Origin of the sequence: Actinosynnema sp. CS-041913 (assembly GCF_050942485.1) — a bacterium.
In the GTDB taxonomy this organism is placed as follows: Bacteria; Actinomycetota; Actinomycetes; order Mycobacteriales; family Pseudonocardiaceae; genus Actinosynnema.
On the sequence record NZ_CP192037.1, the window covers coordinates 3,881,377 to 3,905,394 of the forward strand.

The window sequence follows — 24,018 nt, forward strand, 5'->3', positions numbered from 1 at the left end:
CCGAATGCGCCTACTGTTGAGGTATGCAGCGGCGGATCTTCGGCATTGAGACTGAGTTCGGGGTGACCTGCACCTTCCACGGGCAGCGCAGGCTGTCCCCGGATGAGGTCGCGCGTTATCTGTTCCGCCGGGTCGTCTCGTGGGGCCGTTCCTCGAACGTGTTCCTGCGCAACGGCTCTCGGCTCTACCTGGACGTGGGGTCGCACCCCGAGTACGCGACCGCGGAGTGCGACGACCTCGCCCAGCTCGTGACGCACGACAAGGCTGGTGAGCGGATCCTCGAAGACCTGCTCGTCGACGCCGAGCGCAGGCTCGCCGACGAGGGCATCGGGGGAGACATCTTCCTGTTCAAGAACAACACCGACTCGGCGGGCAACTCCTACGGCTGCCACGAGAACTACCTGGTCGCGCGGGCCGGGGAGTTCTCCCGCATCGCCGACGTGCTGCTGCCGTTCCTGGTGACCAGGCAGCTCATCTGCGGCGCGGGCAAGGTGCTCCAGACACCGCGCGGCGCCGTCTACTGCCTGTCCCAGCGGGCCGAGCACATCTGGGAGGGCGTGTCGAGTGCCACCACCCGCTCGCGCCCGATCATCAACACCCGCGACGAGCCGCACGCCGACGCCGAGCGCTACCGCAGGCTGCACGTGATCGTCGGCGACTCGAACATGTCCGAGGTGACGACGCTGCTCAAGGTGGGCAGCGCGAACCTGGTGCTGGAGATGATCGAGCAGGGCGTCCAGTTCCGGGACTTCAGCCTGGACAACCCGATCCGGGCGATCCGCGAGATCAGCCACGACCTGACCGGGCGGCGCACGGTGCGGCTCGCGGGCGGCAAGGAGGCCTCGGCGCTGGACATCCAGCGCGAGTACTACGAGCGGGCCGTGGAGCACGTGGCCAAGCGGGCGCCGGACCCGATGGCCGAACGCGTCCTGGAACTGTGGGGCCGCACGCTGGACGCGGTCGAGTCGGAGGACCTGTCCAAGATCGACCGCGAGATCGACTGGGCCATCAAGTACCGGCTGATGGAGCGCTACCAGGCGAAACACGACATGGACCTGTCCAACCCGCGGATCGCCCAGCTCGACCTCGCCTACCACGACATCCGGCGCGGCCGGGGCATCTTCGACCTGCTCCAGCGCAAGGACCAGGTCGAACGGGTGACCGACGACGGCGAGATCGAGGCCGCCAAGGACACCCCGCCGCAGACCACGCGGGCCAAGCTGCGCGGTGACTTCATCGCCGCCGCGCAGGCCGCCGGGCGGGACTTCACCGTCGACTGGGTCCACCTCAAGCTCAACGACCAGGCGCAGCGCACCGTGCTGTGCAAGGACCCGTTCCGCGCGGTGGACGAGCGCGTGGAGCGGCTGATCTCCTCCCTCTAGCGGTAGCGGACGCGGGAGGCTCTTCGTGAGGCTCACACCTCATGAAGAGCCTTCTCCTCGTCGTGGCCACGGCGGCATCCCTGCTGGTGGCCTCACCCGCCTGGGCGCACGACGCCTCCTGGGACCTGCGGCCCACCGGGGTCGACGCCCGGCTGCGCGGCCTGTCCGCGGTGAACTCGAAGATCGCGTGGGTCAGCGGCAGCAAGGGCACCGTGCTGCGGACCGTCGACGGCGGCCGGACGTGGGCTTCCGTGCCGCCGCCGGACACCGCCGTGCTGGACTTCCGGGACATCGAGGCGTTCGACGCGCGCACCGCCGTGGCGCTGTCCATCGGGGCCGGCGAGTCGTCCCGGATCTACCGGACCGCGGACGGCGGTCGGACCTGGGCGGAGTCGTTCCGCAACACCGATCCGAACGCCTTCTACGACTGCGTGGCGTTCTTCGACCGGTTCCGGGGCCTGGCGATGAGCGACCCGGTCGGCGGGAAGTTCCGGGTGTTGGCCACGCGGGACGGCGGCCGGTCGTGGCGGCAGGTGCCCGAGGAGAACTTCCCGCCCGCGCTGGACGGCGAGTTCGGGTTCGCGGCCAGCGGCCAGTGCCTGACCACGGCCGGGTCGCGGGACGCGTGGATCGCGACCGGCGGCGGCGCGAAGGCCCGCGTGCTGCACTCGTCGGACGGCGGATGGCGCTGGCGGGTCACCGACACACCGCTGTTCAGCTCGCCGTCGGCGGGTGTCTTCGCGACGGCGTTCCGCACCCCGCGCCACGGCGTGGCGATCGGCGGCGACTACGCCGACCCGACCGGCACGGTGGCGAACCTGGCGCTCAGCCGGGACGGCGGGCGGACGTGGTCGGCGGCCCCGCAGTCGCCCGTCGGCTACCGGTCGGGCGCGGCGTGGCACGGTTCGTCGGTGATCGCGGTCGGGCCCACCGGCAGCGACGTGAGCCGGGACGGCGGGCGGCACTGGCGGAAGTTCGACTCGGGCAGCTTCGACACCGTGGACTGCGACGGCACCTGCTGGGCGGCCGGTGAGAAGGGCCGCGTCGGGGTGCTGACCAGGGGCTGACCCGCTCGACGAGCCGATCGGTGATCTTCGCGCGACCCATTGACAAAACAGTTTTGTACGTTCAAGATGATTTTTGCGATGAGAGACGTCCTGTACCTGGAGCAGATCGAGCAGGCCGAGGCACTGCTCAAGCCGCAGCGCATCGAGGTGCTGCGGCAGTTGGCCGAGCCGCACTCGTGCACGGAAGTGGCGACCGTGCTCGACCAGACCCCGCAGCGGGTCTACTACCACGTGAAACGCCTGGTGGAAGCCGGTCTCGTCACGCAGGTGGCGGAGCGGAAGGTGCGTGGCATCCACGAGGGCGTGTACCAGGCGACCGCCCGTGCCTACTGGCTCTCGCCGCGCCTGGTCGGGCGGCTCGGGCTGCGTCGCGCCCAGGACGAGCTGAGCCTGGGCTACCTGCTGGACCTGGTCGAACAGGTCCAGTCGGACATCGCCGCGCTGGACCGCACCCGGCCCGAGCTGCCGTCGCTGGGGGTGTCCGGCGAGATCCGGCTGCGCCCGGAGCAGCGGCAGGAGTTCTTCGAAGACCTCAGGACGACCTTGCAGGACCTGTTCACCCGCTACGGGGGCGCGGAAGGCGACGCGTTCCGGCTCGCCGTGGCGTGCTACCCGACCCGACCGGAGGAAGACGACCATGAGTGAGACCGTGACCATCCGCGCCCGCGCCGCCGCGCCCGTCGCCCGCGTGCACCAGGCGCTGACCTCGGCCGACGAGCTGGGCACCTGGCTGGCCGAGCACGCCGCCGTCGACCTGCCGCACCAGTACGAGTTCTGGGGCCGGCACACCCCGGAGGGCGACGCGCCGCACCAGAAGCTCCAGCACGTGGACGACACCACCGTCCGGTTCACCTGGCACGTCGGGGGCGAGGACACCACGGTCGAGTTCACGCTGGCCGCCGAGGACGACGGCACGACCGTCGTGTCGGTCTCGCAGAGCCACTTCCCCGGCTGGGAGGCGGCCGTCTCGGAACAGGGCGTGCTCGGCGTCCTGTACACGTTCTGGACGCTGGCGCTGGCCAACCTGGTGGAGCACCTCGAAGGCCGCGAGCTGACGCCGAAGTGCGACTTCACGGCGGCCGAGCTGCGGGCGTCGGTCGAGATCGCCGCGTCACGGGAGGCCGTCTACCGCTCGCTGGTGGATTCCGCCGAGTATGCGAAGTGGTTCGGCGCGAAGATCGACATCGAGCCGTGGGTCGGCGGCCGGGTCGCCATGGGCGGCCTCGACCTGAACCCGGCGCCGGCCAAGGTCGTGGACCTCGTCGAGGGCGAGCGGATGGGCATCGACTGGGGCGACGACATCGTGTCGACCTGGGAGCTGGCCGAGGCGGGCGGTCGCACCCGGCTGACGTTCGTGCAGAGCGGCTTCGGGACCGGGGAGCAGGCGTACGGCGCGTGGCTGGGCTGGCTGTCCGGCGTCGCCGAGCTGCGCCGCTACCACGAGCTGGCGGACTGGCGGCCGATCTGGCTCCAGCCGGAGGTGCCGGGCCTGCCCGAGGGGATGCTCACGGGCGACTGAGGCGGATGAGCCTGCGCTCGGATCTGCCCGAGCACCACCGCGAGCGTGAGCACGCCCGCGATCGGCACCGAGTGCCGTGGCCGCAACTGGCGCAGGCACTGGAAGAACAGCGGGATCGCGCACCAGCCGAAACTGGGCGCGAGCCACACGAGCACCAGCCAGGTCGCCAGCACCATCGGCAGGGCTCTCGTCCACCGGACGCCCAGCGGGTAGACGCCGCCGATGAGGGCCGCCACGCCCAAGACCGTCGGGTCGACGCTGTGGTACGTGACGTACCGCGCCGTCGACGCCGGAGGAGACAGCAAGGACGAAGACCGTGGTGGGCGTGCTTGTGGCGCTGAGCATGGCGGTGCGGGTGGGTACGCGCTCGCCGACCAGAGCCAGGACCGGGGCCGGGGCCGGGGCGGCAAGGGTGTCGAGGTGCGCACGGCCAAGGTGCTCACGGTCGACGCGGCGGTGCGGGCGGCGCAGGCGGCACTGGACGCGGCCGAGAAGGACGGCCGGCGGGTGACGGTCGCGGTGGTGGACCGGGGCGGCGACCTGGTCGTGCTGCTGCACGGTGACGCCGCGGCGGGCCTGCACGTGATCGGCGGCAGAGCGGTTTTCGCCTGGCCCGATGGGGTAAGGGAGGGTGTGTTCTCGGACCTCACACTGGCCAGGGTCGACACGGGCGGGGCGGAGCTGCGGGTGCGGTTCGGCGGCTCCGGGCCCCCCGTGCTGCTGCTGCACGGCCACCCGCGCACGCACACCACCTGGCGGCACGTGGCACCGTTGCTCGCACGCGACCACACGGTCGTCTGCCCCGACCTGCCCGGCTACGGCGAGTCGTCCAAACCTCCCACCGCCCCGGACCACGAGCCCCACTCGAAGCGGGCGATGGCCCGGCACCTCGCCGCGCTGATGAAGGAGCTCGGCCACGACCGGTACGCGGTGGTGGGCCACGACCGGGGCGGGTACGTGGCCACGCGTCTGGCGCTGGACCACCCCGGGCACGTCACTCACCTGGTGGCGCTCGACGTGGTCCCGATCGGCTCGGCGCTGGCGCGGTGCGGTCCGGAGTTCGCCCGGAGCTGGTGGCACTGGTTCTTCCTGGCCCAGCCCGAGGTCCCGGAACGGGTGATCAACGCCGACCCCGACGCCTGGTACCGGACCGCCGAGCGGCCCGTGGACGAGGACACCCGGAAGGCCATGCACGACCCGAAGACCGTGCACGCCATGGTCGAGGACTACCGGGCCGGCCTCGGCATCGACCGCGCGCACGACGACGCCGACCTCGCGGCCGGTGTGCGGATCCGGTGCCCGCTGCTCGTGCTGTGGGCCGAGGGCGACGACCTGCCCACCCTCTACGGCGACGTGCTCGACGTGTGGCGGGACTGGGCGCCCGACCCGTGCGGCTGGGGTGTCGACTCGGGCCACCACCTCGCCGAAGACGTGCCGGACGAGCTGGCCGCGACGATCCGGGAGTTCCTCGCCACCAGCGGCTGAATGGACCATCCAGTCGGATTGGGGTGGGGATGTGCGACATCCCGCGTTCGCCCGGGGTTAGGGTTCTCCGGTGGCCATCGCACGCGCCGAACGGCTCGTCAACCTGGTGCTGTGTCTGCTCTCCACCCGGCAGTACCTGACCGCCGAGCGCATCCGCGCCATCGTCCCCGGCTATGCCGACGCCGCGACGGACGAGGCGTTCTTCCGCATGTTCGAACGCGACAAGACCGAGTTGCGCGATCTCGGCGTGCCGCTGGAGATCGGCCGCAACGTGGGTGTGGAGGGCCCCGACGGGTACCGCATCGCGCGGCGCGACTACGAGCTGGGCGACATCGACCTGGAGCCGGACGAGGCGGCGGCGGTCGCGCTGGCCGCCCGGCTGTGGGACTCGCCGCAGCTCACCGGGGCCGCGCACGGCGCGCTGATCAAACTGCGCGCGGCGGGCGTGGACGTCGACCAGGACGTGCACGTGCCGGTCGAGCCCAAGGTGCGCACCAGCGAGCCCGCGTTCCCGCCGCTGCTCGCGGCCGTGCAGGAGGGTCGGGTGGTCGAGTTCGACTACCGCCGCCCGGTGCCGGTCGAGGTGCGCAGGCGGACCGTCGAGCCGTGGGGCGTGGTGGCCTGGCGTGGCCGCTGGTACCTCGTCGGCCACGACCGGGACCGGCGCGCCCCGCGCTGCTTCCGGCTGTCGCGGATCGTCGGCGAGGTCAAGGCCCCCGGCAAGGCCGGTGTGGTGCAGCGGCCGGACGACGTCGACCTGCTGAGCTTCGTCGCCGGCAGCGAGCCGTCCACGCAGCCGGCCGCCACCGCCAAGCTGTGGGTCGCGCGCGGCCGGGCGCAGGGCGTGCGGCGGCGGGCCCGGCCGGTGGGGGAGCAGGAGTTCGACGGCATCCCGGGCGACCTGCTGGAGATCGACCTGAGGTTCCCGGACTCGGCCGCCGGCTGGATCGCCGGTTTCGGGCCGGACGTCCTGGTGCTGGAGCCGGAAGTGCTGGCCAAGACCGTGCGGGAGAAGCTGGTGGGCGCGCTGCGCGGGGCAGGGGTGCGCGCGTGAACGCGTCCGCCGAACGGCTGCCCCGGCTGCTCGCCCTGGTGCCGTACCTGCTCGCGCGGCCCGGCATCCCGATCGACGAGGCCGCCGCCGACTTCGAGGTCACGCCCCGGCAGCTACGTCGTGACCTGGAGCTGCTGTGGATGTGCGGCCTGCCCGGCTACGGGCCGGGCGACCTGATCGACCTGTCGTTCGAGGGCGAGACGGTCACTGTGACGTTCGACGCGGGCATGAGCCGCCCGCTGCGGCTGACCGCCGCCGAGGCGACCGCGCTGCTGGTGGCGCTGCGGGCGCTGGCCGAGACGCCCGGCGTGGCGGACAAGGCCGCCGTGCGGCGGGCCGTGGCCAAGATCGAGGCGGCCGTCGGCCAGGCGCGGCCCGCCGGGGTCGCGGTCGGCCTCGCCATGCGGGAGGCCCCGGAGACCGCGCTGGTGCGGGACGCGGTGTCCGCGGGCGTGCGGCGCGGCCGGGCGCTGCACCTGCGGTACTACACGCCCTCGCGGGACGAGGTCACCGATCGGGTGGTCGACCCGATGCGGATGCTCTTGGTGGAAGGCCGAAGCTACCTGGAGGCGTGGTGCCGGATCGCCGACGGCGTTCGGCTGTTCCGGCTCGACCGGATAGACGCCGTGGACGTGCTGGACGAGCCCGCCGCCCCGCCGCCGCACGCCGAACCCACCGATACATCGGAGGGGCTGTTCCGCCCGGACCCTTCCCAACGGACCGCCGTGCTGGTATTGGAGCCGGACGCGCGCTGGGTGGCCGAGTACTACCCGGTGGACGCGCTGACCGAGCTGGACGAGGGCCGCGCGCGGGTGCTGATGCGCTATGCCGACACCGCGTGGATGGTCCGGCTGCTGCTCGGCCTGGGCGGCGAAGTGCACGTGGAGCAGCCGGTCGAGCTGGTCGAGGCGGTCGTCCGGCAGGCGGAGGCGGCGTTGCGCCGGGCGGATCACCTCCCGGCAACCTGAGCCCTATACGGTGATGCCGTGCCGTACTTGCCGAGCCTGGTGTTGCTGCTGGTCGGGATGGTCTTTTTGATCGTCATCCTGGTCAAAGTCATCGGATCCTTGCGTCGCTTCCGCGCCGCAAGCACTCTGGTAGGAGACAGGGTCGGCGACGGCGTCGGTTTGCTGCGGGCGCGGTTCGCCGCGCTCGGGGTGGCCTTCGCCGAACGGCGTCCGGACCGGGCCCTGACGGGCGAACCCCGCGTACCATCGCAGGACCGGGGGATGAAGGAGGACTACCGTGGGTAACCTCGGAGCTACTGAGCTGATCATCATCGCCGTGGTGATCATCTTGCTGTTCGGGGCGAAGAAGCTGCCCGACATGGCGCGCTCGCTCGGCCGTTCGGCCAAGATCCTGAAGGCGGAGACCAAGGGCCTGCGCGAGGACGAGGACCAGCCGCAGGCGCAACAGCAGAACACCGCGGTCCAGCAGCCCGCCCCGCAGCAGTTGCCGCCCGCGCAGCCGCAGGTCGTGCAGCCGCCGGCGCAGCAGCCGGTCGCATCCCAGCCGGTCGCACCGCAGCCGGCCGTGCAGCAGCAGCCGCAGGTGGCGCAGCCCATCGAGCAGTCCGCGCAGAACCTCCAGAACAAGCAGAACTAGACCAGAAGGACGGTCCGCACCGTGGGGGCAAGTCCCGTCCGGTGGTGGTCGGAGCGCCGAGAGCGCCGCAAGCTGACGAGCCGTCGGGGCAACCCCGACGGCACCATGTCGCTGAAGGACCACCTGTACGACCTCCGGCACCGCTTGGGCTTGGCGATGCTGTTCATCGCCTGCGGTGCGATCTTCGGCTTCTTCTGGTGGGGCTGGCACATCTTCGGTCTGCCCAGCCTCGGCGACATCATCATCTCGCCGTACTGCGGCGTCCCGGTCGACGACCGGTTCAGCCAGAACGGGGCCTGCCAGCTTCTGCAGACCAAGCCGTTCGAGGCGTTCATGATCCAGCTCAAGGTCGGCGCGGCGGCGGGCATGGCGATCACGGCGCCGCTGTGGCTGTACCAGGTGTGGCGGTTCGTCGCGCCCGGCCTGTACGCCAAGGAGCGGCGTTTCGCCCTGACGTTCGTGGGCGCCGCCTCGGTGCTGTTCATGGTCGGCGCGGCGCTGGCGTTCTACATCGTGCCGCAGGGCCTGTCGGTGCTGGTGGGCTTCGGTGACAACCAGTTCCTCACGGCGCTGTCCGGCGGCGACTACATCGACTTCGTGCTGGCGCTGCTGCTGATCTTCGGGGTGAGCTTCGAGCTGCCGCTGATCGTGGTGATGCTCAACCAGGCCGGCGTGGTCACCTACGACAAGCTGCGCCGCTGGCGGCGGGGCATCGTGTTCGGCCTGTTCATCTTCGCCGCGCTCGCCTCGCCCGGCACCGACCCGATCTCGATGGTCGCGCTGGCCGTGGCGTTGACGCTGCTGTTCGAACTGGCCATCCAGATCGCCCGCGTCCACGACAAGCGGGCCGCCCGCAGGCGCCAGGCGGAAGGCCTGGACGAGCTGGCGGACGACGAGGCCGCGCCGTTCGACTACACGCCTACCTCGATCGAGGAGCCCGCGTCCGATGCGGTGACGTCCAAGGAGCCCCACCGGGTCCGTTACGACGACGCCACATGACACGTGCGGCGCTGCTGGTCTGCCCTGCCTCCGGCAAGGGACGGGCCGCGAGGATGGCGGGCACGGTCGCGTCCCGGCTGCGCACCGCCGTGGACCGGCTCGACCTGCACGTCGCTCCGTCGTCCGAGGGCACGGCCGCGCTGGCACGTCGTGCCGTGGACGACGGCGTGGACCTGCTGGTCGTGCTCGGCGGTGACGGAGCGGCCCACCTCGCCGTGCAGGCCTGTGCGGAGACGTCCACGGCGCTGGCCGTGGTGCCCGCCGGCACCGGCAACGACCTGGCCACCGCGCTGGGCACGACGTCGGTGGACGACGTGGTCAACGCGCTGTGCGAGGGCTCCACGCGGTCGCTGGACCTGGGGCGGACCGGCAACGGCACGTGGTTCGCCACCGTGCTGTGCGCCGGGTTCGACTCGGCGGTGAACGAACGGGCCAACGCCATGCGGTGGCCCGCCGGCCCCCGCCGCTACGACCTGGCGATCCTGGCCGAACTGGCGGCCCTGCGCCCGGAGCCGCTGGTGGTGGAGACCGAGAACGCCAGGCTGGAACTGGACGCTCTGTTGGTCGCCATCGGCAACACCACCAGCTACGGCGGCGGCATCCCGGTGTGCCCGGACGCCGACGTGACCGACGGCCTCTTCGACATCACCGTGGTAGGCGCCGCTCCCCGCAGCACGCTGCTGCGGATGCTGCCCACCCTGCGCACCGGCCGGCATGTGGATCACCCGGCGGTGCGGACGCTGCGGGCGAAGTCGGTGACGCTCGCCGGACCAGGCTGGGTCGGCTATGCGGACGGGGAGCGGGTGCACGCCCTCCCGCTGGCCGTCGAGTGCAGGTCAGCGGCGTTGACAGCGGTGGGCTCGGTCGCTCCGACATCGCTCTGACGGGTCGTTCACCGGCTCGTCTCGGATCAAGAGCGCTTTTGTCGGTGCGGTGTGACAGCCTGGATGGGTGTCAAGCGCTTCGCGGTCTCCGGCCGACCAGTACGCGGACTTCCGCCGCCGCAACACCCGGCCCAAGCTGACCGACTTCCTCTCGGTGCTCTCCTTCGAGCTCGACCCGTTCCAGCAGCGCGCCTGCGAGGCCCTGGAGGACGGGCACGGCGTGCTGGTGTGCGCGCCCACCGGCGCGGGTAAGACCGTCGTCGGCGAGTTCGCCGTCCACCTGGCCCTGTCGGAGGGCCGCAAGTGCTTCTACACCACGCCGATCAAGGCGCTGTCCAACCAGAAGTACGCCGACCTGGTGGCCCGGTACGGCCAGGGCAAGGTGGGGCTGCTGACCGGGGACACCTCGGTCAACGGGAACGCGCCGGTGGTCGTGATGACCACCGAGGTGCTGCGCAACATGCTCTACGCGAACTCGTCCACGCTGGGCAGCCTCGCGTACGTGGTGATGGACGAGGTGCACTACCTGGCGGACCGGTTCCGCGGGCCGGTGTGGGAGGAGGTCATCCTCCACCTGCCCGAGTCGGTGCGGCTGATCAGCCTCTCCGCCACGGTCAGCAACGCCGAGGAGTTCGGCGAATGGCTGGTCGAGGTGCGCGGCGACACCACGGTCGTGGTGGACGAGCACCGGCCGGTGCCGCTGTGGCAGCACATGATGGCCGGCGGCCGGATGATGGACCTGTTCGCGGGCGAGGGCCCGGAAGGGCACGCCCGGATCAACCCGCAGCTACTGCGCCACACCGAGGACCTGGCGCGGTTCCACGTGCCGTGGAGCCGGAACCGGAACAACAAGGGCCGTCCGCCGCGCGGGTCGGGGTTCAAGCCGCCGTCGCGGGTGGACATCGTGCAGCGGCTGGACGGCGCGGGGCTGCTGCCGGCGATCGACTTCGTGTTCAGCCGTGCCGGGTGTGACGCGGCGGTCACGCAGTGCGTGCGGGCCGGGCTGCGGCTGAACTCCGACGCCGAGATCGAGGAGATCCGCGACGCCATCGAGGAGAAGACCCGCGACCTGCCGCAGGGCGACCTGATGGTCCTGGGGTACTGGGAGTGGCGGGAGGCGCTGGAGCGGGGCATCGCCAGCCACCACGCGGGTCTGCTGCCGGCGTTCAAGGAGACCGTGGAGGAGCTGTTCGTCCGCGGGCTGGTGAAGGTCGTGTTCGCCACCGAGACGCTCGCGCTGGGCATCAACATGCCCGCCCGCACGGTCGTGCTGGAGAAGCTGGTCAAGTACAACGGCGAGGCGCACGTAGACCTCACGCCGGGGGAGTACACGCAGCTCACCGGCCGTGCCGGGCGGCGGGGGATCGACGTCGAGGGGCACGCGGTCGTCGTGTGGCAGCCGGGCGTGGACCCGAAGGCGGTCGCGGGTCTGGCGTCGACCCGCACGTACCCGCTGCGGTCGTCGTTCCGGCCCGGCTACAACATGGCCGTGAACCTGGTGCACCAGTTGGGCGCGGCGGCGGCGCGGGACATCCTGGAGCAGTCGTTCGCGCAGTTCCAGGCGGACCGGTCGGTGGTGGGGCTGGCGCGGCGCATCGAGCGCAACAAGGAGGCGCTGGGCGGCTACGCCGAGGCGATGACCTGCCACCTCGGCGACTTCACGGAGTACGCCTCGCTGCGGCGGCGGGTCGCGGACCGGGAGAAGGCGTTGGCGCGGCAGAACTCGTCGGCCAAGCGGGCGGAGGCGGCGGCGTCGCTGGAGAAGCTGCGCAAGGGCGACGTGATCGCGGTGCCGTCCGGTCGCCGGTCCGGGCTGGCGGTGGTGATCGACCCCGGTCTGGAGCCGTTGGGCGAGGCGCGCCCGCTGGTGGTGACGGAGGACCGGTGGTCCGGCCGGCTGTCGTCGGCGGATTTCCCGTCGCCGGTGGAGGTGCTGGGCCACGTGCGGCTGCCGCGCCAGGTGGACACCCGGTCGCCGAAGTCGCGACGCGACCTGGCGTCGACGCTGCGCGCCACCGGGATCGTCGCGCCCGCCCTGCGGAAGCGCCGGTCGACGGCGGACGACGACGCCGAGCTGGCGACGCTGCGGCGGGCGTTGCGCGCGCACCCGTGCCACGGCTGCGAGAAGCGCGAGGACCACGCCCGGTGGGGCGAGCGGTACCACCGGCTGTTCGCCGAGACGGAGCAGCTAGAGCGCAAGGTCGCGGCGACGACGCACTCGCTGGCGCGCGAGTTCGACCGGATCCGGGGCCTGCTGCGGGAACGCGGCTACCTGCACGAGGAGGAGTCCGGGCCGGGCGAGGAGGTCACCGAGCACGGCAAGCGGCTGACCCGGCTCTACAGCGAGTCGGACCTGCTGGCGGCGGAGTGCCTGCGGCACGGCGTGTGGCGTGGTCTGGACCCGTCGGAGTTGGCGGCCGTGGTCTCGTCGCTGGTGTACGAGGCGCGCCGGGACGGCCCGCTGGAGACGCGGCTGCCGCCGGGCAAGGTGTCCGACGCCATGATGGCCACCGCGCGGCTGTGGGCGGAGCTGGAGGACGACGAGCGGCGGCACAAGCTGGACCGCACCCGGCAGCCCGACCCGGGGTTCGCGTGGCCGGTGTACCGGTGGGCGCGTGGCGAGTCGCTGGAGAAGGTGTTGAGCGCGTCCGAGGCCAGTGGGACGGAGCTGGGCGCGGGCGACTTCGTGCGCTGGTGCCGGCAGGTGATCGACTTCCTGGACCAGATCAGGGACGTGGTCGGCGGCGGTGATCCGGTGGGCGCGACGGCCCGCAAGGCGGTCGACGCGTTGCGGCGCGGGGTGGTGGCGATGGCCACGGTCTGAGAAAGCTTTGCGGGGTGCTTGGGTGCGTCCGGCGCTCCTGTGGTTTGATCGCGCCCGCAAGACTTGACGCATCTTTTCCAGACCGACCGTCGGAGGCCGAGCATGACCAGTCCGTACGGACCGTCCGGAGGGAACGACCCGAACCAGCAGTGGGGCCAACAGCCCTACGGTGGTGGGTACCCCGGCACGCCGTCGGGTGGTTTCCCCGCTCAGCAGCCCGGTTATGGGCAGCCGGACCCGTCGCAGCAACAGCAGCAGCAGCAGCAGTGGGGGCAGCAGCCCCAGCAGCAGCCGTACTCGCAGCAGTACCCCGCCGGGTACGACCCGAACCAGCAGCAGAACCCGTACGGCCAGCAGGACCCGTCGCAGCAGCAGTGGGGCCAGCAGCAGGGCCAGTACGGGCAGCCTGGTTACGGGCAGCAGCAGAACCCCTACGGCCAGCCCGGTTTCGGTCCGCAGCAGCCGCCCGCCAAGAAGTCCGGCGCGGTGCTGTGGGTCGTCGTCGCGCTGGTCGTGCTGGTGGTCGCGGCAGTCGGCATCACCGGTTTCGTGACGCCGGGCTTCTTCAAGAAGAAGATCTTCGACAACGTGGCCGTGCAGACCGGGATCGTGCAGATCCTCAAGGACGACTACAAGATCTCCGACGTGGAGAGCGCGACCTGCACCGGGGAGAACCCGGTCGAGCCGAACCGCACGTTCACCTGCAAGGTGAAGATCGGCGGCAAGGACAAGGACGTGAAGATCACGGTGAAGACCGCGGACGGAGAGTACGAGGTCGGCCAGCCCACGGGTTGATCCCACCCGAGCTTCGCCGAGGCCACCCCGTCCGCCGCGGGGTGGCCTCGCGTTTTCCCGCCCGAGTCGAAACTCGTTCGCGTCCCGGGCGGTCGCGCGGGCACCATCAGGCGGTGACCGATCTGGACATCCGCGTCCTCGACGACGCCCACTACCGCGCCGCGCACACCCTGTTCCGCGGGACGCTGCACAACGGGCCCGCCAACGACGAGCGCTGGGAGCAGGTGCGGCCGTCGTACGAGCCCGGCCGGACCTTCGGCGCGTTCGCGGACGACGAGCTGGTCGGCACGGTGCAGTCGTTCCCGTCACGGTTGGCGGTGCCGGGCGGCGCGGTCGTGCCGATGGCGGCGGTGAGCCGGGTCGGTGTGCGCGCGGACTGGACGCGGCGCGGTGCGCTGACGGCGTTGCAGCGGGCGCAACTGCGGGCCTTCCGGGAGTCCGGCGAGGTGGCGGCCACCCTCCGCGCGTCCGAGGGCGTGATCTACGAGCGCTTCGGCTACGGCGTGGCGAGCCGGTTCCGCGAGGTGCGGGTCAAACGCGCCTCGGCGCGGCCACGGCTGCCGATCAGGGGGCGGGTGCGGCTGGTTTCGCCGGAAGCGGCCTTGCCGGTGGTCCGGTCGCTGTTCGAGCGCTTGTCGCGGGGACGGGCGGGCGGGATCGCGCGGTGGCCGGGGTGGTGGCACACGAACGTCGTGATGGACCAGGCCGAGGCGAACCGGAAGTACGCGGTGGCCTCCGGTCCGGACGGCGACGACGGGTACGTGATCTACAAGGTGACGCCCGGGTCGTTCGAGTCGGGCAACGAGAAGCCGACCCTCCTGGAGGTGCTGGACCTGTGGGCATCGCCCCGTGCCTGGTCGGACCTGTGGGCGTTCCTGTTCGGCATCGACCTGGTGGGCGAGGTGCTGGCCGAAGGCCGCCCGGTGGATGAGCCGCTGGAGTGGCTCCCGGTCGACCGTCGGGCGGTGCGCGTCACCGATGAGATGGACGAGACGTGGTTGCGGCTGGTGGACGTGGAAGCTGCCCTGTCTGTCCGCACTTACCGGTCTGAGGGGTCCGTGGTGATCGGCGTGCGTGATCGGTTCCTGCCGGAGAACGAGGGGGCCTATCTGATCACCCCGTCGGGTGCTTCCCGGACTTCCTCGTCGCCGGATTTCGTGGTGGATGTGGATGTTCTCGGGGCTGCCTATCTGGGTGATGTCTCGTTCGGGGCGTTGGCGATGGCCGGGCGGTTCGCTGCCGACTCGCCGGAGGCGTTGGTGCGCGCCGATGCGTTGTTCGCGGTGGATCAAGTGCCGTGGTGCGGGACGTACTTCTGACCGGCTGCGAGCGCGGCTTGTGGTTACCCAGGGGACGGATGCGGGCGGCGTGTTGCGGCTGCGGCCGTCCCCGGCGGCTTTTAGGGCTTTCGATGATGTGGTCCTGCTTCGTAGTGTCCCCGGCTGTGTCCAAGACCTGCGTAGGTGCTGGTCGCCTTGCTTCGTGGTCGCTCTTCTGCCGTCAAGCTGCGTAGAAGAAGCTTTGGAATCTGTTATGCGTGGCGGCGTTCCAGTGCGGTGAGCAGTCTGGGGAGGGAGCTGCCCAGGCCCCAGCGCTTGGTCAACTCCGCCACGCGGTCCGGGTCTGCCGGTTGTGCGGGCACCGGGTCCGGGCGGTCCATGACCACGTCGGCGTCGGTGGCCACGTTGACCACGGTCGGGGCTACGGCCAGGTAGTCCTGCGCGTTGAGCAGGGCCGTTCGCGCGCGGGTGGTGAGTTTGCGGTCCTTGCCGTCGTGGACGGCGGCCAGCACCGCGTCCAGTGAGCCGAACTCGCTGATCAGCTTGGCCGCCGTCTTCTCCCCGATGCCGGCGACGCCGGGCAGGCCGTCCGACGGGTCGCCGCGCAGCACGGCCATCCCGGCGTAGGCGGGACCGGCGTCGGCGACCGGGAGGGCGTACTTCGCGGCCAGTTCGGCGGGCCCCAGCAGTTCGGCCTTGGCCCAGCCCCGGCCCAGGTAGAGCACCTTCACCTCGGTCGGCTCGTCGCGGACCACCTGGAACAGGTCGCGGTCGCCGGTGATGACCTCTACCGCGTCGGTCCGCTCGCGGGCGGCCAGTGTGCCGATCACGTCGTCGGCCTCGTAGCCGGACGCCTCGGCCGTCGCGATGCCGACCGCGTCCAGCACGTCCAGGATGATCGGCACCTGCGGGGTGAGGGTGTCCGGCACCTCCTCCTCGCCGTCGACCGCCTCGGCGGCGACCCGGTGCGCTTTGTACGACGGCAGCGCGGCCACCCGGAACTCCGGCCGCCAGTCGGCGTCCAGGCAGGCGACCAGCCGGCTCGCGTTCCGGTCGGTGATCACCTTGGCGATGGTGTCGACGAACCCGCGCACCGCGTTGACCGGTGTGCCGTCGGGCGCGGTCATCGACTCGGGCAGCGCGTAGAACGCCCGGAAGTACAGGCTGGCGGCGTCCATCAGGACGAGCGGGCTATTCACCCCGGACAGCTTGCCAGACAGGTCCGACATCGCGTGGTCCGGTCGGACGGGCGTCGCCGTCCGGTCGTCGGGCGAGTGTTGATCAGGCTGAGTGGCATGTCGTCGTGCGCACAGGACTAGGCTGCCGAGACATGTCGACCCATGTTGGACCCATTGACGTGGATGCCCTCCGCGCGCGACTGGACAAGGCCGCCACCGCGGCGACCGTCGCCGGAGTGGATGCCCTGCTCATCACGCCCGGCTCGGACCTGCGGTACCTGATCGGCGCGGGTGGCTCGTCGTTCGAGCGGCTGACCTGCCTGGTGCTGCCGGTCGGCGGCACGCCGGTGCTGGTGGTGCCGAAGCTGGAGCAGCCGGGTTACGCGGCGGTCCCGACCGACGTGCTCGGGGTCGAGGTCGCCACGTGGGTCGACGGTGAGGACCCGTACGCGCTGGTCAAGCGGGCGCTCAAGGGCACCGGGCGGGTTGCCGTGGCGGACATGATGCCCGCCCTGCACACGCTGCGGCTGCGTGAGGCCGTCGGTGGCGAGCAGGTGCTCGCCGGGCCGGTCCTGCGCGAGCTGCGGATGCGCAAGGACGCCGCGGAGATCGACGCGCTGCGCAAGGCGGGCGCGGCCATCGACCGGGTGCACGCGCGGGTGGGGGAGTGGCTGCGGCCGGGGCGCACGGAGGCCGAGGTCGGCGCGGACATCGCCGCCGCGATCGTCGCCGAGGGGCACGAGCTGGCCGAGTTCGTGATCGTCGGGTCCGGGCCGAACGGCGCCTCCCCGCACCACAGCCTGTCCGACCGGGTCATCGAGGCCGGTGACGTGGTGGTCGTGGACATCGGCGGGCCGGTAGCCGAGGGGTACAACTCGGACTCCACGCGGACCTACGTGCTCGGCGAGCCCCGGGACGAGGACGTGTGGGAGACCTACGCCGTGCTCCAGGCCGCGCAGCGGGCGGCCGTGGAGGCGGTCCGGCCCGGTGTCACCTGCGAGTCGGTCGACGCCGCCGCGCGCGAGGTCATCGCGGACGCCGGGTTCGGCGAGTTCTTCGTGCACCGCACCGGCCACGGCATCGGGCTGGACGTGCACGAGGAGCCCTACATCGTCGGCGGGAACGACCTGGTGCTGGAGGCGGGCATGGCGTTCAGCGTCGAGCCCGGCATCTACCTGCCCGGCCGGTGGGGCGCGCGGATCGAGGACATCGTCGTCGCCACCGGGAACGGTGTCGAGAGCGTGAACAACCAACCCCACGAACTGGTGGTGCTGCCGGCGTGACCGCTCTGGAGCCGATAGACCGGGCGATCCTGCGTGAGCTGGCGGCCGACGGCCGGTGCAGCTTCACCGACCTCGCCGAGCGCGTGGGGCTGAGCGTGTCGGCCGTGCACCAGCGGGTGCGGCGGCTGGAGCAGCGCGGCGTGGTGCGCGGCTATGCCGCGCGGCTGGACGGCGACGAGGTCGGCCTGCCGCTGACCGCGTTCATCTCGCTCACCCCGATCGACCCGGCGGCTCCGGACGACTACCCGAAGCGGCTGGAGCACCTGCCGCAGATCGAGGCCTGCTACTCGGTCGCGGGGGACGCCTCGTACGTCCTCCGCGTCCGGGTGGCGTCGCCGACGGCGCTGGAGGAGCTGCTGCGGCAGATCCGCGAGGTGGCGAACGTGTCCACCCGCACCACCGTCGTGCTGTCCACCCCGTACGAGGACCGCCCGCCCGCCGTCTAGCGGAACAGCCTGCCCATGACGCGGGTGAACCGGTCGACCACGTCCCGGGGTCTACTCGAACGCGTCCCACGGCACGGCGTCGTAGGCGGCACGGATGCGGGCCATCGCGGCGGTGTCCACTTCGTACTCGACGTCGTCGACACGGGTCACCGGGCTGACACCGACCGAGTTGGACAGGAACGCGCCGCGGTAGGCGCGCAGGTCCGCCAACCGCACCACGGCCCGCCTTGACGGCAGTTCGCGTTCCAGCAGTTGCATGGTGATGCCGTGCAGCCAGTCCGCTTCGGTCCACACGATCCCGGTGTCGTCCAGGAAACCGATGTTGGCGATGGCGCCTTCGATCACGACACCGTCCGAAGTGGTCAGCAGGGCGTCGTCGTATCCGGCTGCCCTGGCGCGCTTGCCGTGGAGCGACTGGCCGAACCCGCCGAGGTGCTTCACGTGCGGCAGTGGGCGCTGGTAGTCCACCGACACCAGCCGCTGCGGGTCTCCGGGCGGGTCGGCCGGGTCGCGCACCGCGACCAGCACGGCCGGGGTGGTGGGGCCGAAAACGACGACCCGGACCGCCGCGTCGCGGATGTCGTCGGCGAGCGCGTGGGAGATCAGCGCGCGGATGTGGTCGCCGTCCAGGCTGGTGCCGTACAGCTCCCGGTTGGCGGCGTCCAGCCGGCGGAGGTGCAGGTCGAGGCCTTTCACGCGGCGGTCGCGGACCTGCATGGCGGTGAAGTGGCCGTAGTTGGACAGCGCGCCGAGCGCCAGCCCCTCGGCGGTCGCGGGGCCGCCGTCGATCTCGATCCTCAGCACGTGTTCGACCGTAGCGTGGCAGGAATCGAGGGTCGCGGGTCGTTGCCGCCACCCGCGGACGTGGCGAGGGTGGATGGTGTGGAACGCGAAGTGCTGGTGGTCGGTTACCCGGACGCGACGCTGGCGGACATCGCCGGGCCCGTGGAGGTGTTCCAGGGCGCGGCGGCGGTGCAGGGCGGGTACCGGGTGCGGCTGGCGGCGGTGGGCGGGGGGTTCACCGCCTCCGGTATCCGGCTCGACGCGGACGACCTGCGTGAGGTGAGCGGGCCGGTGGACACCATCGTCGTGGTCGGCGGGATGGGGTTCGCCGAGGCGGCCCGGTCGCCCGAGCTGGTGGGGGAGCTGCGCCGCCTCGCCGCCACGGCGCGGCGGGTCGCGAGCGTGTGCACCGGCGCGTTCGTGCTGGCCGCCGCGGGTCTGCTGGACGGGGCCCGCGCCACCACGCACTGGGCGTTCTGCGCGGAGTTGGCGCAGCGCCACCCGTCGGTGGAGGTGGTGCCGGACGCGATCTACGTGTGCGACGGGCGGCTGGCCACGTCGGCGGGTGTCACGGCGGGCATCGACCTCGCGCTGGCGTTGCTCGAACGCGACCACGACGCCGCCCTGGCCCGGCTGGTGGCGCGCTGGCTGGTGGTGTTCCTGCAACGACCCGGCGGGCAGTCGCAGTTCAGCGTCCGGTCCCGCGTCCCACCGGTCCGGGAGCCGGGGCTGCGGGCCGTGCTGGACGCCATCGCCGACGACCCGGCCGCGCCGTGGACGGTCGAGGAGATGGCCCGCCGCGCCGCGATGAGCCCACGGCACTTCGCCCGCGTGTTCCCGCGCCAGGTCGGCGTGCCGCCCGCCCGGTACGTGGAGCGGGCGCGGGTGGAGGCGGCTGCGTGGGTGCTGGAGTCGGGCGACGAGGGACTGGACGTCGTGGCCCGGCGCAGCGGCTTCGGTTCGGCGGAAACCCTGCGCCGGGCCTTCCTGCGGGTGCTCGGCGTGACGCCGGGCGGCTACCGCCACAGGTTCCGCACCACCGGTGCGGCTTGAGTTCTCGGTTCGCTTCGCGACCAGAGGGGGAATTCCGATGGACCTGGCTTTCGTGCTCTACCCGAACCTGACCGCGCTGGACCTGATCGGCCCGTACGAGGTGCTGGGCCATCAGGAGGGCGTCAAGGCGCACTTCGTCGCCGAGACGCTCGAACCGGTGACCGCCGACGCCGGTCTGATCATCACGCCGACCGTCACGTTCGACGCGCTGGACCGCGCCGACGTGATCGTCGTGCCGGGCAGCGGCTCGTGGCAGACCCCGTTGGCGGACGGGGTGGTCGCCGCGTGGCTGCGCAAGGTGCACCCGACCGCCACCTGGACCACGTCGGTGTGCACGGGGTCGACGCTGCTCGCCGCCGCGGGCATCCTCGACGGACGGCCGGCCACCACGCACTGGGCGGTGCGGCACGCGTTGGCCGAGCGCGGCGCGGTGGTCAGCACCGACCGGGTGGTGCGGGACGGGTCCGTCGTCACCGCCGCCGGGGTGTCCGCCGGGATCGACATGGCGCTCACCCTGGTCGGGCTGATCTGGGGTGACGACCGCGCCAAATTCACCCAGCTCGTCATCGAGTACGCCCCCGAGCCACCCTACGACGCCGGGTCTCCCGAGACCGCCCCCGCCGAGATGGTGGCCTTCGCGCGCTCCGCCGTCGGCGGCTTCCCGGCCTGACCGGGCCACCGCCACCAGCACGGCGGGCCGACCGCCGTGCTGGTGGATCGCGCGCAGCGGCAGCCCGTCGAGCACCAGCACGGAACCCCTGGCGAACGGCCGCCGCGCGCCGCTCACGCCTTCCAGCACCACCGCGCCGTCCGCGACGACCACCAGCGCGTCGCGCCACTCGACGGCGTCGAACGCCCGCGTGCCGGTGACCGTGACCACCCGGACGTCGAACATCAGCAGGTCGCGGGCAGGCCGAAGCGGGCGAACATGTCGGCCGGGAAGGTGAGGATCTCGGCCACCTGGTCGCCCTCCACCCGCAGCACGTCCAACGCCACCGGCTCGAACACGTCGGAACCCGGGCGCTTGACGTAGTTCGCCACCGCCGGCTGCCGGTTCGCCGACGTCACCACCAGCTTCCACTCGCCCCACGCCTCCGGGCCGGCCACCATCGGCATCCAGATGCCGATCAGCGTGTCCCGGCCGCGGTGCCACTCCGGCTGGGGCGGCATCGCCCACAGCGCGTCCTCGCGCAGGACCGCCGCCAACGCGGACAGGTCGCCCTGCTCGTGAGCCTCCACGAACCGCTTCACGACCGCCTTCTCCTCCGCCGACGGGTCGGCGCTCCAGTCGGCGCGCCGCTCCGGCAGGTGCTTGCGCAGCGTGACCCGCGCGCGTTGCAGGGCGCTGTTCACCGCCGGCACCGTGTCGTCCAGCAGGTCCGCCGTCTCACTCGCCCGCCAGCCCAGCACGTCCCGCAGCACCAGCACCGCGCGCTGCTTCGCCGGCAGGTGCTGCACGGCCGCGAGGAACGCCAGCTCGATCGTCTCCCGCGCCACGACCTCGGCGTCCGGTTCCGCCGACTCGTCCAGCAGGGCGTCCGGGAACGGCTGGAGCCACGGCACCTCGACGGTGGGCATCTCGGGCGCGACGACGGTCGACGCGGGACGGCGGTCGATGGCGTCCAGGCACGCGTTGGTCGCGATCCGGTAGAGCCACGCCCGGAACGACGAACGGCCCTGGAACGTGTCGCGCCCCCGCCACGCCCGCAGGAACGTCTCCTGCACCAGGTCCTCGGCCTCGTCGAACGAGCCGAGCATCCGGTAGCAGTGCACGCGCAGCTCGTGGCGGTGCTTTTCGGTCTCCCGCGTGAAGTCAACCGTCATCGTCGCAACCTCGCTCATGGCCGTCCTCCGGGCTTGTACGGTGGCGTGCTGGCCGCACGCCGCACAACGTATGACGGGACCGCTCTCGGAAACTCATCGGAGGAGCATTGGGCACGGGTTTCCGGGCGGCGTTCGCCGTGCCCGAGTTCCGGGTGCTGTGGACGGCGGCGGCCCTGTCGACGGTGGGCGACCAGCTCGCCCGCGTGGCCCTGTCGGTGCTGGTGTTCCAGCGCACCGGCTCCGCGGCGTGGACCGCGCTGACCTACGCCCTGACCATGCTGCCCGCCCTGGTGTCGGGCGTGCTGCTGACCGGCCTCGCCGACCGGTGCCCGAGGCGGGCGGTGATGGTCGCGGCGGACGTCGTCCGGGCCGTGCTGCTCGCCGTGATGGCCGTGCCCGGCGTGCCGTTGCCGCTGGTCGCGGCCCTGCTGGTGGTGGCACAGTTGGCCGAGCCGCCGTTCGCCGCCGCGCAGGGCGCGCTGCTGCCGACGGTGCTGGGTGACCGGTACGAGGCCGGGCAGTCCGTGCACCTGATCACCCACCAGGCGGGGCTGCTGCTCGGCTTCGCCGGCGGCGGTCTGGTGGTGGCGTGGCTCGGGACGTCCGGGGCGCTGGCGGTGGACGCGGCGACGTTCGCGCTGTCGGCCGTGCTGCTGAGGCTCGGACTCCGCCACCGGCCCGCGCCCGGCGAGGTGAAGCGGACCCACGTGCGGATCCGCGAAGGCGCGGCCCTGGTGTGGCGCGACCGCCGGCTGCGGCTGCTGGTGGCGTTGGGCTGGCTGGCGCTGTTCACCGTGGTGCCGGAGGGCTTGGCCGCGCCGTTCTCGGCCGAGGTCGGGGCGGGTGTCGCGGGCGTCGGCGTGCTGCTGGCGGCCGATCCGGCGGGGATGGTGCTGGGGACGGTGCTGCTGCGGTTCCTGCCTGCGACGCGGAGGGTCCGGCTGCTGGGGTTGCTGGCGGTGGCGACGGCCCTGCCCCTGGTGGGGTACTTCCTCGCGCCGGACCTCGTCGGCGCGGTCGCGCTGTTGGGGTTGAGCGGCGTGTTCAGCGCCTACCAGGTCACGGCGGGGGCGACGTTCGTGCGACTCGTGCCGGACGAACACCGTGGCCAGGCGCTCGGCTTCGCCCGCAGCGGTCTCGTCGCGGCACAGGGCGTCGGAGTCGCCGGCGGCGGCCTGCTCGCCACCGCGACCGGTTCGGCCGGCACGGCGATCGCGCTCTCGGGCCTGGTGGGCACCGCCTTGGCCCTGGCCGCCACCGCCGCCTGGACCCGCGCCTCGGCCGGCGCCACCGACGTGCCATGACCTACTGCGACTCCCCACCCGTGCCGTTGCGCCGAAACCGGACTTTCGTGCTGCTGTGGTCCGGCCAGTCGGTCTCCCTGATCGGCTCCCAGGTCACGGTCGTCGCACTACCCCTGGTCGCCGCCCTCACCTTGGGCGCGACCCCGTGGGACATGGGCGTCCTCGCCGCCGCCGCCCGCTTCCCCTACCTGTTCCTCGGCCTCCCGGCCGGCGTCTGGGTGGACCGCCTCCCCCGCCGCCCGCTCCTGATCACCTGCGCGCTGGGCCAAGCCGCCGCCCTGACCCTGGTCCCGGTGGCACACGCGACCGACGCCCTCACCATCCCGCTACTGTCCGCGATCGCCTTCACCGCCGGGGCCTTCGCGGTGTTCGCCGACATCGCCACCCTCGCCCTGGTCCCGCTGATCGTCCCACCGCACCACCTCACCCCCGGCCAAGCCGCCTTCGAAACCAGCCACTCCACCGCCCAGATCGCGGGCCCCGCCCTCGCGGGCTGGCTGGTCACCACGCTCACCGCCCCGATCGCCCTGCTGGCCGACGCCGCGAGCTTCCTGGTCTCCGCCGCCACCCTCACCGGCGTCCGCAGCCCTCACCGCCCCGAGCGCACCACCGGCCTGATCCGCCACATCGCGGCCGGCGCACGGGTCGTCTTCGGCCAACGGCTCCTCCGGAACGTCACGCTCTGCACCGCGACCCACATGTTCTGGATCAACGCGTTCCTCGCCGTCCTGATCCTCCACCTGAACGACACCGGCATGTCCCCGGCGCGGATCGGCGGCACCCTGGCCGTCGGCGCGGCCGGTGGTCTGGCCGGCTCGCTCGTCGCCCCACGCCTGAGGACCACCGCGATGCCGGCCGCGATCGCCGTCGCCGGACTGGGCGCGGCGGGGGTGGTGATCCACCCGTCGAGCGTCGCGATCATGTGGTTCGCGCTCCAGATCTACCACGTGCTCCAGGTCCCGATCCGCTACGCCCTCACCCCGCCCACCATGCACGGCCGGGTCAACGCGACCATCCGCACGACGGTGTGGAGCGCCGCCCCGCTGGGCGCGTTGCTGGGCGGGCTGCTCGGCGGCGCCGTCGGTCTCGCGCCCACGCTCGTCGTCAGCGGCGTGGGTGCGGCGCTGGCCGCGTTGTGGCTGGTCAGGATGTGAGCGGTGGCCGCGCGCGCGGCGCGGCCACCGCGTCGTCCCGGTTCGGCACAGTCGGACATCACCAGATCTTGTCGCGCATGGCGGCGCACCTCCCCTCAC

Annotated in this window: 24 protein-coding genes; 20 read left to right on the forward strand and 4 right to left on the reverse strand. The window is 72.2% G+C overall.

All coding sequences use genetic code 11. The features are described from left to right. Positions 1–23 precede the first annotated feature (23 nt). The 4 genes from pafA to ACQPZF_RS18525 all read left to right on the forward strand — a co-directional run bounded on the left by pafA (position 24) and on the right by ACQPZF_RS18525 (position 3,968). Entirely contained in the window at positions 24–1,382 is a 1,359-nt protein-coding gene (gene pafA / locus ACQPZF_RS18510) for a Pup--protein ligase (RefSeq protein ID WP_433273236.1), read from the forward strand. Positions 1,383–1,423: 41 nt separating this feature from the next. Continuing rightward, positions 1,424–2,449 carry a WD40/YVTN/BNR-like repeat-containing protein gene (locus tag ACQPZF_RS18515; RefSeq protein ID WP_433273238.1) on the forward strand — a complete coding sequence of 342 codons (1,026 nt, stop codon included), beginning with the start codon at positions 1,424–1,426 and terminating at the stop codon, positions 2,447–2,449. A 78-nt stretch (positions 2,450–2,527) separates the two neighbouring features. Continuing rightward, positions 2,528–3,094: an ArsR/SmtB family transcription factor gene (locus ACQPZF_RS18520; RefSeq protein ID WP_433273240.1), complete on the forward strand. Its 567-nt coding sequence runs from the start codon at positions 2,528–2,530 to the stop codon at positions 3,092–3,094. Beyond that, positions 3,087–3,968 carry an SRPBCC family protein gene (locus tag ACQPZF_RS18525; RefSeq protein ID WP_433273242.1) on the forward strand — a complete coding sequence of 294 codons (882 nt, stop codon included), beginning with the start codon at positions 3,087–3,089 and terminating at the stop codon, positions 3,966–3,968. The genes ACQPZF_RS18520 and ACQPZF_RS18525 overlap by 8 nt, the downstream gene beginning before the upstream one ends. On the opposite strand, the gene ACQPZF_RS18530 is transcribed toward ACQPZF_RS18525, so the two are convergent. After that, positions 3,884–4,204, reverse strand: coding sequence for a hypothetical protein (locus ACQPZF_RS18530; protein ID WP_433273244.1), 321 nt, complete (start codon positions 4,202–4,204; stop codon positions 3,884–3,886). The genes ACQPZF_RS18525 and ACQPZF_RS18530 overlap by 85 nt on opposite strands. Here ACQPZF_RS18530 and ACQPZF_RS18535 point away from each other — a divergent pair. The 10 genes from ACQPZF_RS18535 to ACQPZF_RS18580 all read left to right on the forward strand — a co-directional run bounded on the left by ACQPZF_RS18535 (position 4,191) and on the right by ACQPZF_RS18580 (position 14,933). Then, positions 4,191–5,453, forward strand: coding sequence for an alpha/beta fold hydrolase (locus tag ACQPZF_RS18535; protein ID WP_433273246.1), 1,263 nt, complete (start codon positions 4,191–4,193; stop codon positions 5,451–5,453). The two genes, ACQPZF_RS18530 and ACQPZF_RS18535, sit on opposite strands and share 14 nt — an antisense overlap. A 70-nt stretch (positions 5,454–5,523) precedes the next feature. Next, the gene (locus ACQPZF_RS18540) at positions 5,524–6,507 is read left to right on the forward strand and encodes a helix-turn-helix transcriptional regulator (protein ID WP_433273248.1); all 984 of its coding nucleotides are present in this window, start codon (positions 5,524–5,526) and stop codon (positions 6,505–6,507) included. Continuing rightward, complete coding sequence (locus ACQPZF_RS18545; RefSeq protein WP_433273250.1) at positions 6,504–7,475, forward strand: helix-turn-helix transcriptional regulator; 972 nt, start codon at positions 6,504–6,506, stop codon at positions 7,473–7,475. Before ACQPZF_RS18540 ends, ACQPZF_RS18545 begins: the two co-directional genes overlap by 4 nt. Positions 7,476–7,493: 18 nt before the next feature. Beyond that, complete coding sequence (locus tag ACQPZF_RS18550) at positions 7,494–7,760, forward strand: bacteriophage holin (protein ID WP_433273252.1); 267 nt, start codon at positions 7,494–7,496, stop codon at positions 7,758–7,760. Further along, on the forward strand, positions 7,753–8,112 hold the full coding sequence (gene tatA, locus ACQPZF_RS18555; RefSeq protein WP_433273254.1) for a Sec-independent protein translocase subunit TatA: 360 nt from the start codon (positions 7,753–7,755) through the stop codon (positions 8,110–8,112). The genes ACQPZF_RS18550 and tatA overlap by 8 nt, the downstream gene beginning before the upstream one ends. Before the next feature lie 21 nt (positions 8,113–8,133). Continuing rightward, positions 8,134–9,111: a twin-arginine translocase subunit TatC gene (gene tatC / locus ACQPZF_RS18560; RefSeq protein WP_433273256.1), complete on the forward strand. Its 978-nt coding sequence runs from the start codon at positions 8,134–8,136 to the stop codon at positions 9,109–9,111. Beyond that, entirely contained in the window at positions 9,108–9,995 is an 888-nt protein-coding gene (locus tag ACQPZF_RS18565; protein ID WP_433273258.1) for a diacylglycerol/lipid kinase family protein, read from the forward strand. The genes tatC and ACQPZF_RS18565 overlap by 4 nt, the downstream gene beginning before the upstream one ends. Before the next feature lie 67 nt (positions 9,996–10,062). Further along, complete coding sequence (locus tag ACQPZF_RS18570) at positions 10,063–12,819, forward strand: DEAD/DEAH box helicase (protein ID WP_433273260.1); 2,757 nt, start codon at positions 10,063–10,065, stop codon at positions 12,817–12,819. Positions 12,820–12,921: 102 nt separating this feature from the next. Then, a complete protein-coding gene (locus ACQPZF_RS18575) occupies positions 12,922–13,614 on the forward strand; it encodes a DUF4333 domain-containing protein (RefSeq protein ID WP_433273262.1) in 693 nt (230 codons plus the stop codon). A 113-nt stretch (positions 13,615–13,727) separates the two neighbouring features. Then, positions 13,728–14,933 carry a GNAT family N-acetyltransferase gene (locus ACQPZF_RS18580; protein ID WP_433273264.1) on the forward strand — a complete coding sequence of 402 codons (1,206 nt, stop codon included), beginning with the start codon at positions 13,728–13,730 and terminating at the stop codon, positions 14,931–14,933. Between the two features lie 212 nt (positions 14,934–15,145). Here ACQPZF_RS18580 and ACQPZF_RS18585 read toward each other — a convergent pair whose 3' ends face one another. Further along, positions 15,146–16,123 carry a 5'-3' exonuclease gene (locus ACQPZF_RS18585; RefSeq protein WP_433273266.1) on the reverse strand — a complete coding sequence of 326 codons (978 nt, stop codon included), beginning with the start codon at positions 16,121–16,123 and terminating at the stop codon, positions 15,146–15,148. 101 nt (positions 16,124–16,224) lie between these two features. Here ACQPZF_RS18585 and ACQPZF_RS18590 point away from each other — a divergent pair, with 101 nt between their 5' ends. Together ACQPZF_RS18590 and ACQPZF_RS18595 are read left to right on the forward strand one after the other, a co-directional pair. Beyond that, positions 16,225–17,355 (forward strand): M24 family metallopeptidase, encoded by a 1,131-nt coding sequence (locus ACQPZF_RS18590; RefSeq protein WP_433273268.1) that lies wholly within the window; start codon positions 16,225–16,227, stop codon positions 17,353–17,355. Continuing rightward, positions 17,352–17,801 (forward strand): Lrp/AsnC family transcriptional regulator, encoded by a 450-nt coding sequence (locus ACQPZF_RS18595; RefSeq protein ID WP_433273269.1) that lies wholly within the window; start codon positions 17,352–17,354, stop codon positions 17,799–17,801. Before ACQPZF_RS18590 ends, ACQPZF_RS18595 begins: the two co-directional genes overlap by 4 nt. 51 nt (positions 17,802–17,852) lie before the next feature. Here ACQPZF_RS18595 and ACQPZF_RS18600 read toward each other — a convergent pair whose 3' ends face one another. Further along, positions 17,853–18,605, reverse strand: coding sequence for an aminotransferase class IV (locus ACQPZF_RS18600; RefSeq protein ID WP_433273271.1), 753 nt, complete (start codon positions 18,603–18,605; stop codon positions 17,853–17,855). Between the two features lie 78 nt (positions 18,606–18,683). On the opposite strand from ACQPZF_RS18600, the gene ACQPZF_RS18605 reads away from it, so the two are divergent. Then, a complete protein-coding gene (locus ACQPZF_RS18605) occupies positions 18,684–19,637 on the forward strand; it encodes a GlxA family transcriptional regulator (RefSeq protein WP_433273273.1) in 954 nt (317 codons plus the stop codon). Positions 19,638–19,674: 37 nt separating this feature from the next. Next, positions 19,675–20,307 carry a DJ-1/PfpI family protein gene (locus ACQPZF_RS18610; RefSeq protein ID WP_433273275.1) on the forward strand — a complete coding sequence of 211 codons (633 nt, stop codon included), beginning with the start codon at positions 19,675–19,677 and terminating at the stop codon, positions 20,305–20,307. A gap of 224 nt (positions 20,308–20,531) precedes the next feature. Here the strand turns inward: ACQPZF_RS18610 and ACQPZF_RS18615 are convergent, their stop codons facing one another. Next, positions 20,532–21,533 carry a sigma-70 family RNA polymerase sigma factor gene (locus ACQPZF_RS18615; RefSeq protein WP_433274605.1) on the reverse strand — a complete coding sequence of 334 codons (1,002 nt, stop codon included), beginning with the start codon at positions 21,531–21,533 and terminating at the stop codon, positions 20,532–20,534. A gap of 35 nt (positions 21,534–21,568) precedes the next feature. Between ACQPZF_RS18615 and ACQPZF_RS18620 the strand changes: the two genes are divergently transcribed. Together ACQPZF_RS18620 and ACQPZF_RS18625 are read left to right on the forward strand one after the other, a co-directional pair. Continuing rightward, the gene (locus tag ACQPZF_RS18620) at positions 21,569–22,765 is read left to right on the forward strand and encodes an MFS transporter (RefSeq protein ID WP_433273277.1); all 1,197 of its coding nucleotides are present in this window, start codon (positions 21,569–21,571) and stop codon (positions 22,763–22,765) included. Beyond that, positions 22,762–23,919, forward strand: a complete 1,158-nt coding sequence (locus ACQPZF_RS18625) for an MFS transporter (RefSeq protein ID WP_433273279.1) — start codon at positions 22,762–22,764, stop codon at positions 23,917–23,919. The genes ACQPZF_RS18620 and ACQPZF_RS18625 overlap by 4 nt, the downstream gene beginning before the upstream one ends. Positions 23,920–24,018 lie beyond the last annotated feature (99 nt).

Excerpts from the sequence above, each read along its gene's own strand:
- pafA (WP_433273236.1), top strand. The coding sequence starts at position 24 with ATGCAGCGGCGGATCTTCGGCATTGAGACTGAGTTCGGGGTGACCTGC.
- ACQPZF_RS18515 (WP_433273238.1), top strand. The coding sequence starts at position 1,424 with ATGAAGAGCCTTCTCCTCGTCGTGGCCACGGCGGCATCCCTGCTGGTG.
- ACQPZF_RS18520 (WP_433273240.1), top strand. The coding sequence starts at position 2,528 with ATGAGAGACGTCCTGTACCTGGAGCAGATCGAGCAGGCCGAGGCACTG.
- ACQPZF_RS18525 (WP_433273242.1), top strand. The coding sequence starts at position 3,087 with ATGAGTGAGACCGTGACCATCCGCGCCCGCGCCGCCGCGCCCGTCGCC.
- ACQPZF_RS18535 (WP_433273246.1), top strand. The coding sequence starts at position 4,191 with ATGAGGGCCGCCACGCCCAAGACCGTCGGGTCGACGCTGTGGTACGTG.
- ACQPZF_RS18565 (WP_433273258.1), top strand. The coding sequence starts at position 9,108 with ATGACACGTGCGGCGCTGCTGGTCTGCCCTGCCTCCGGCAAGGGACGG.
- ACQPZF_RS18575 (WP_433273262.1), top strand. The coding sequence starts at position 12,922 with ATGACCAGTCCGTACGGACCGTCCGGAGGGAACGACCCGAACCAGCAG.
- ACQPZF_RS18585 (WP_433273266.1), bottom strand. The coding sequence starts at position 16,123 with ATGTCGGACCTGTCTGGCAAGCTGTCCGGGGTGAATAGCCCGCTCGTC.
- ACQPZF_RS18590 (WP_433273268.1), top strand. The coding sequence starts at position 16,225 with ATGTCGACCCATGTTGGACCCATTGACGTGGATGCCCTCCGCGCGCGA.
- ACQPZF_RS18610 (WP_433273275.1), top strand. The coding sequence starts at position 19,675 with ATGGACCTGGCTTTCGTGCTCTACCCGAACCTGACCGCGCTGGACCTG.
- ACQPZF_RS18625 (WP_433273279.1), top strand. The coding sequence starts at position 22,762 with ATGACCTACTGCGACTCCCCACCCGTGCCGTTGCGCCGAAACCGGACT.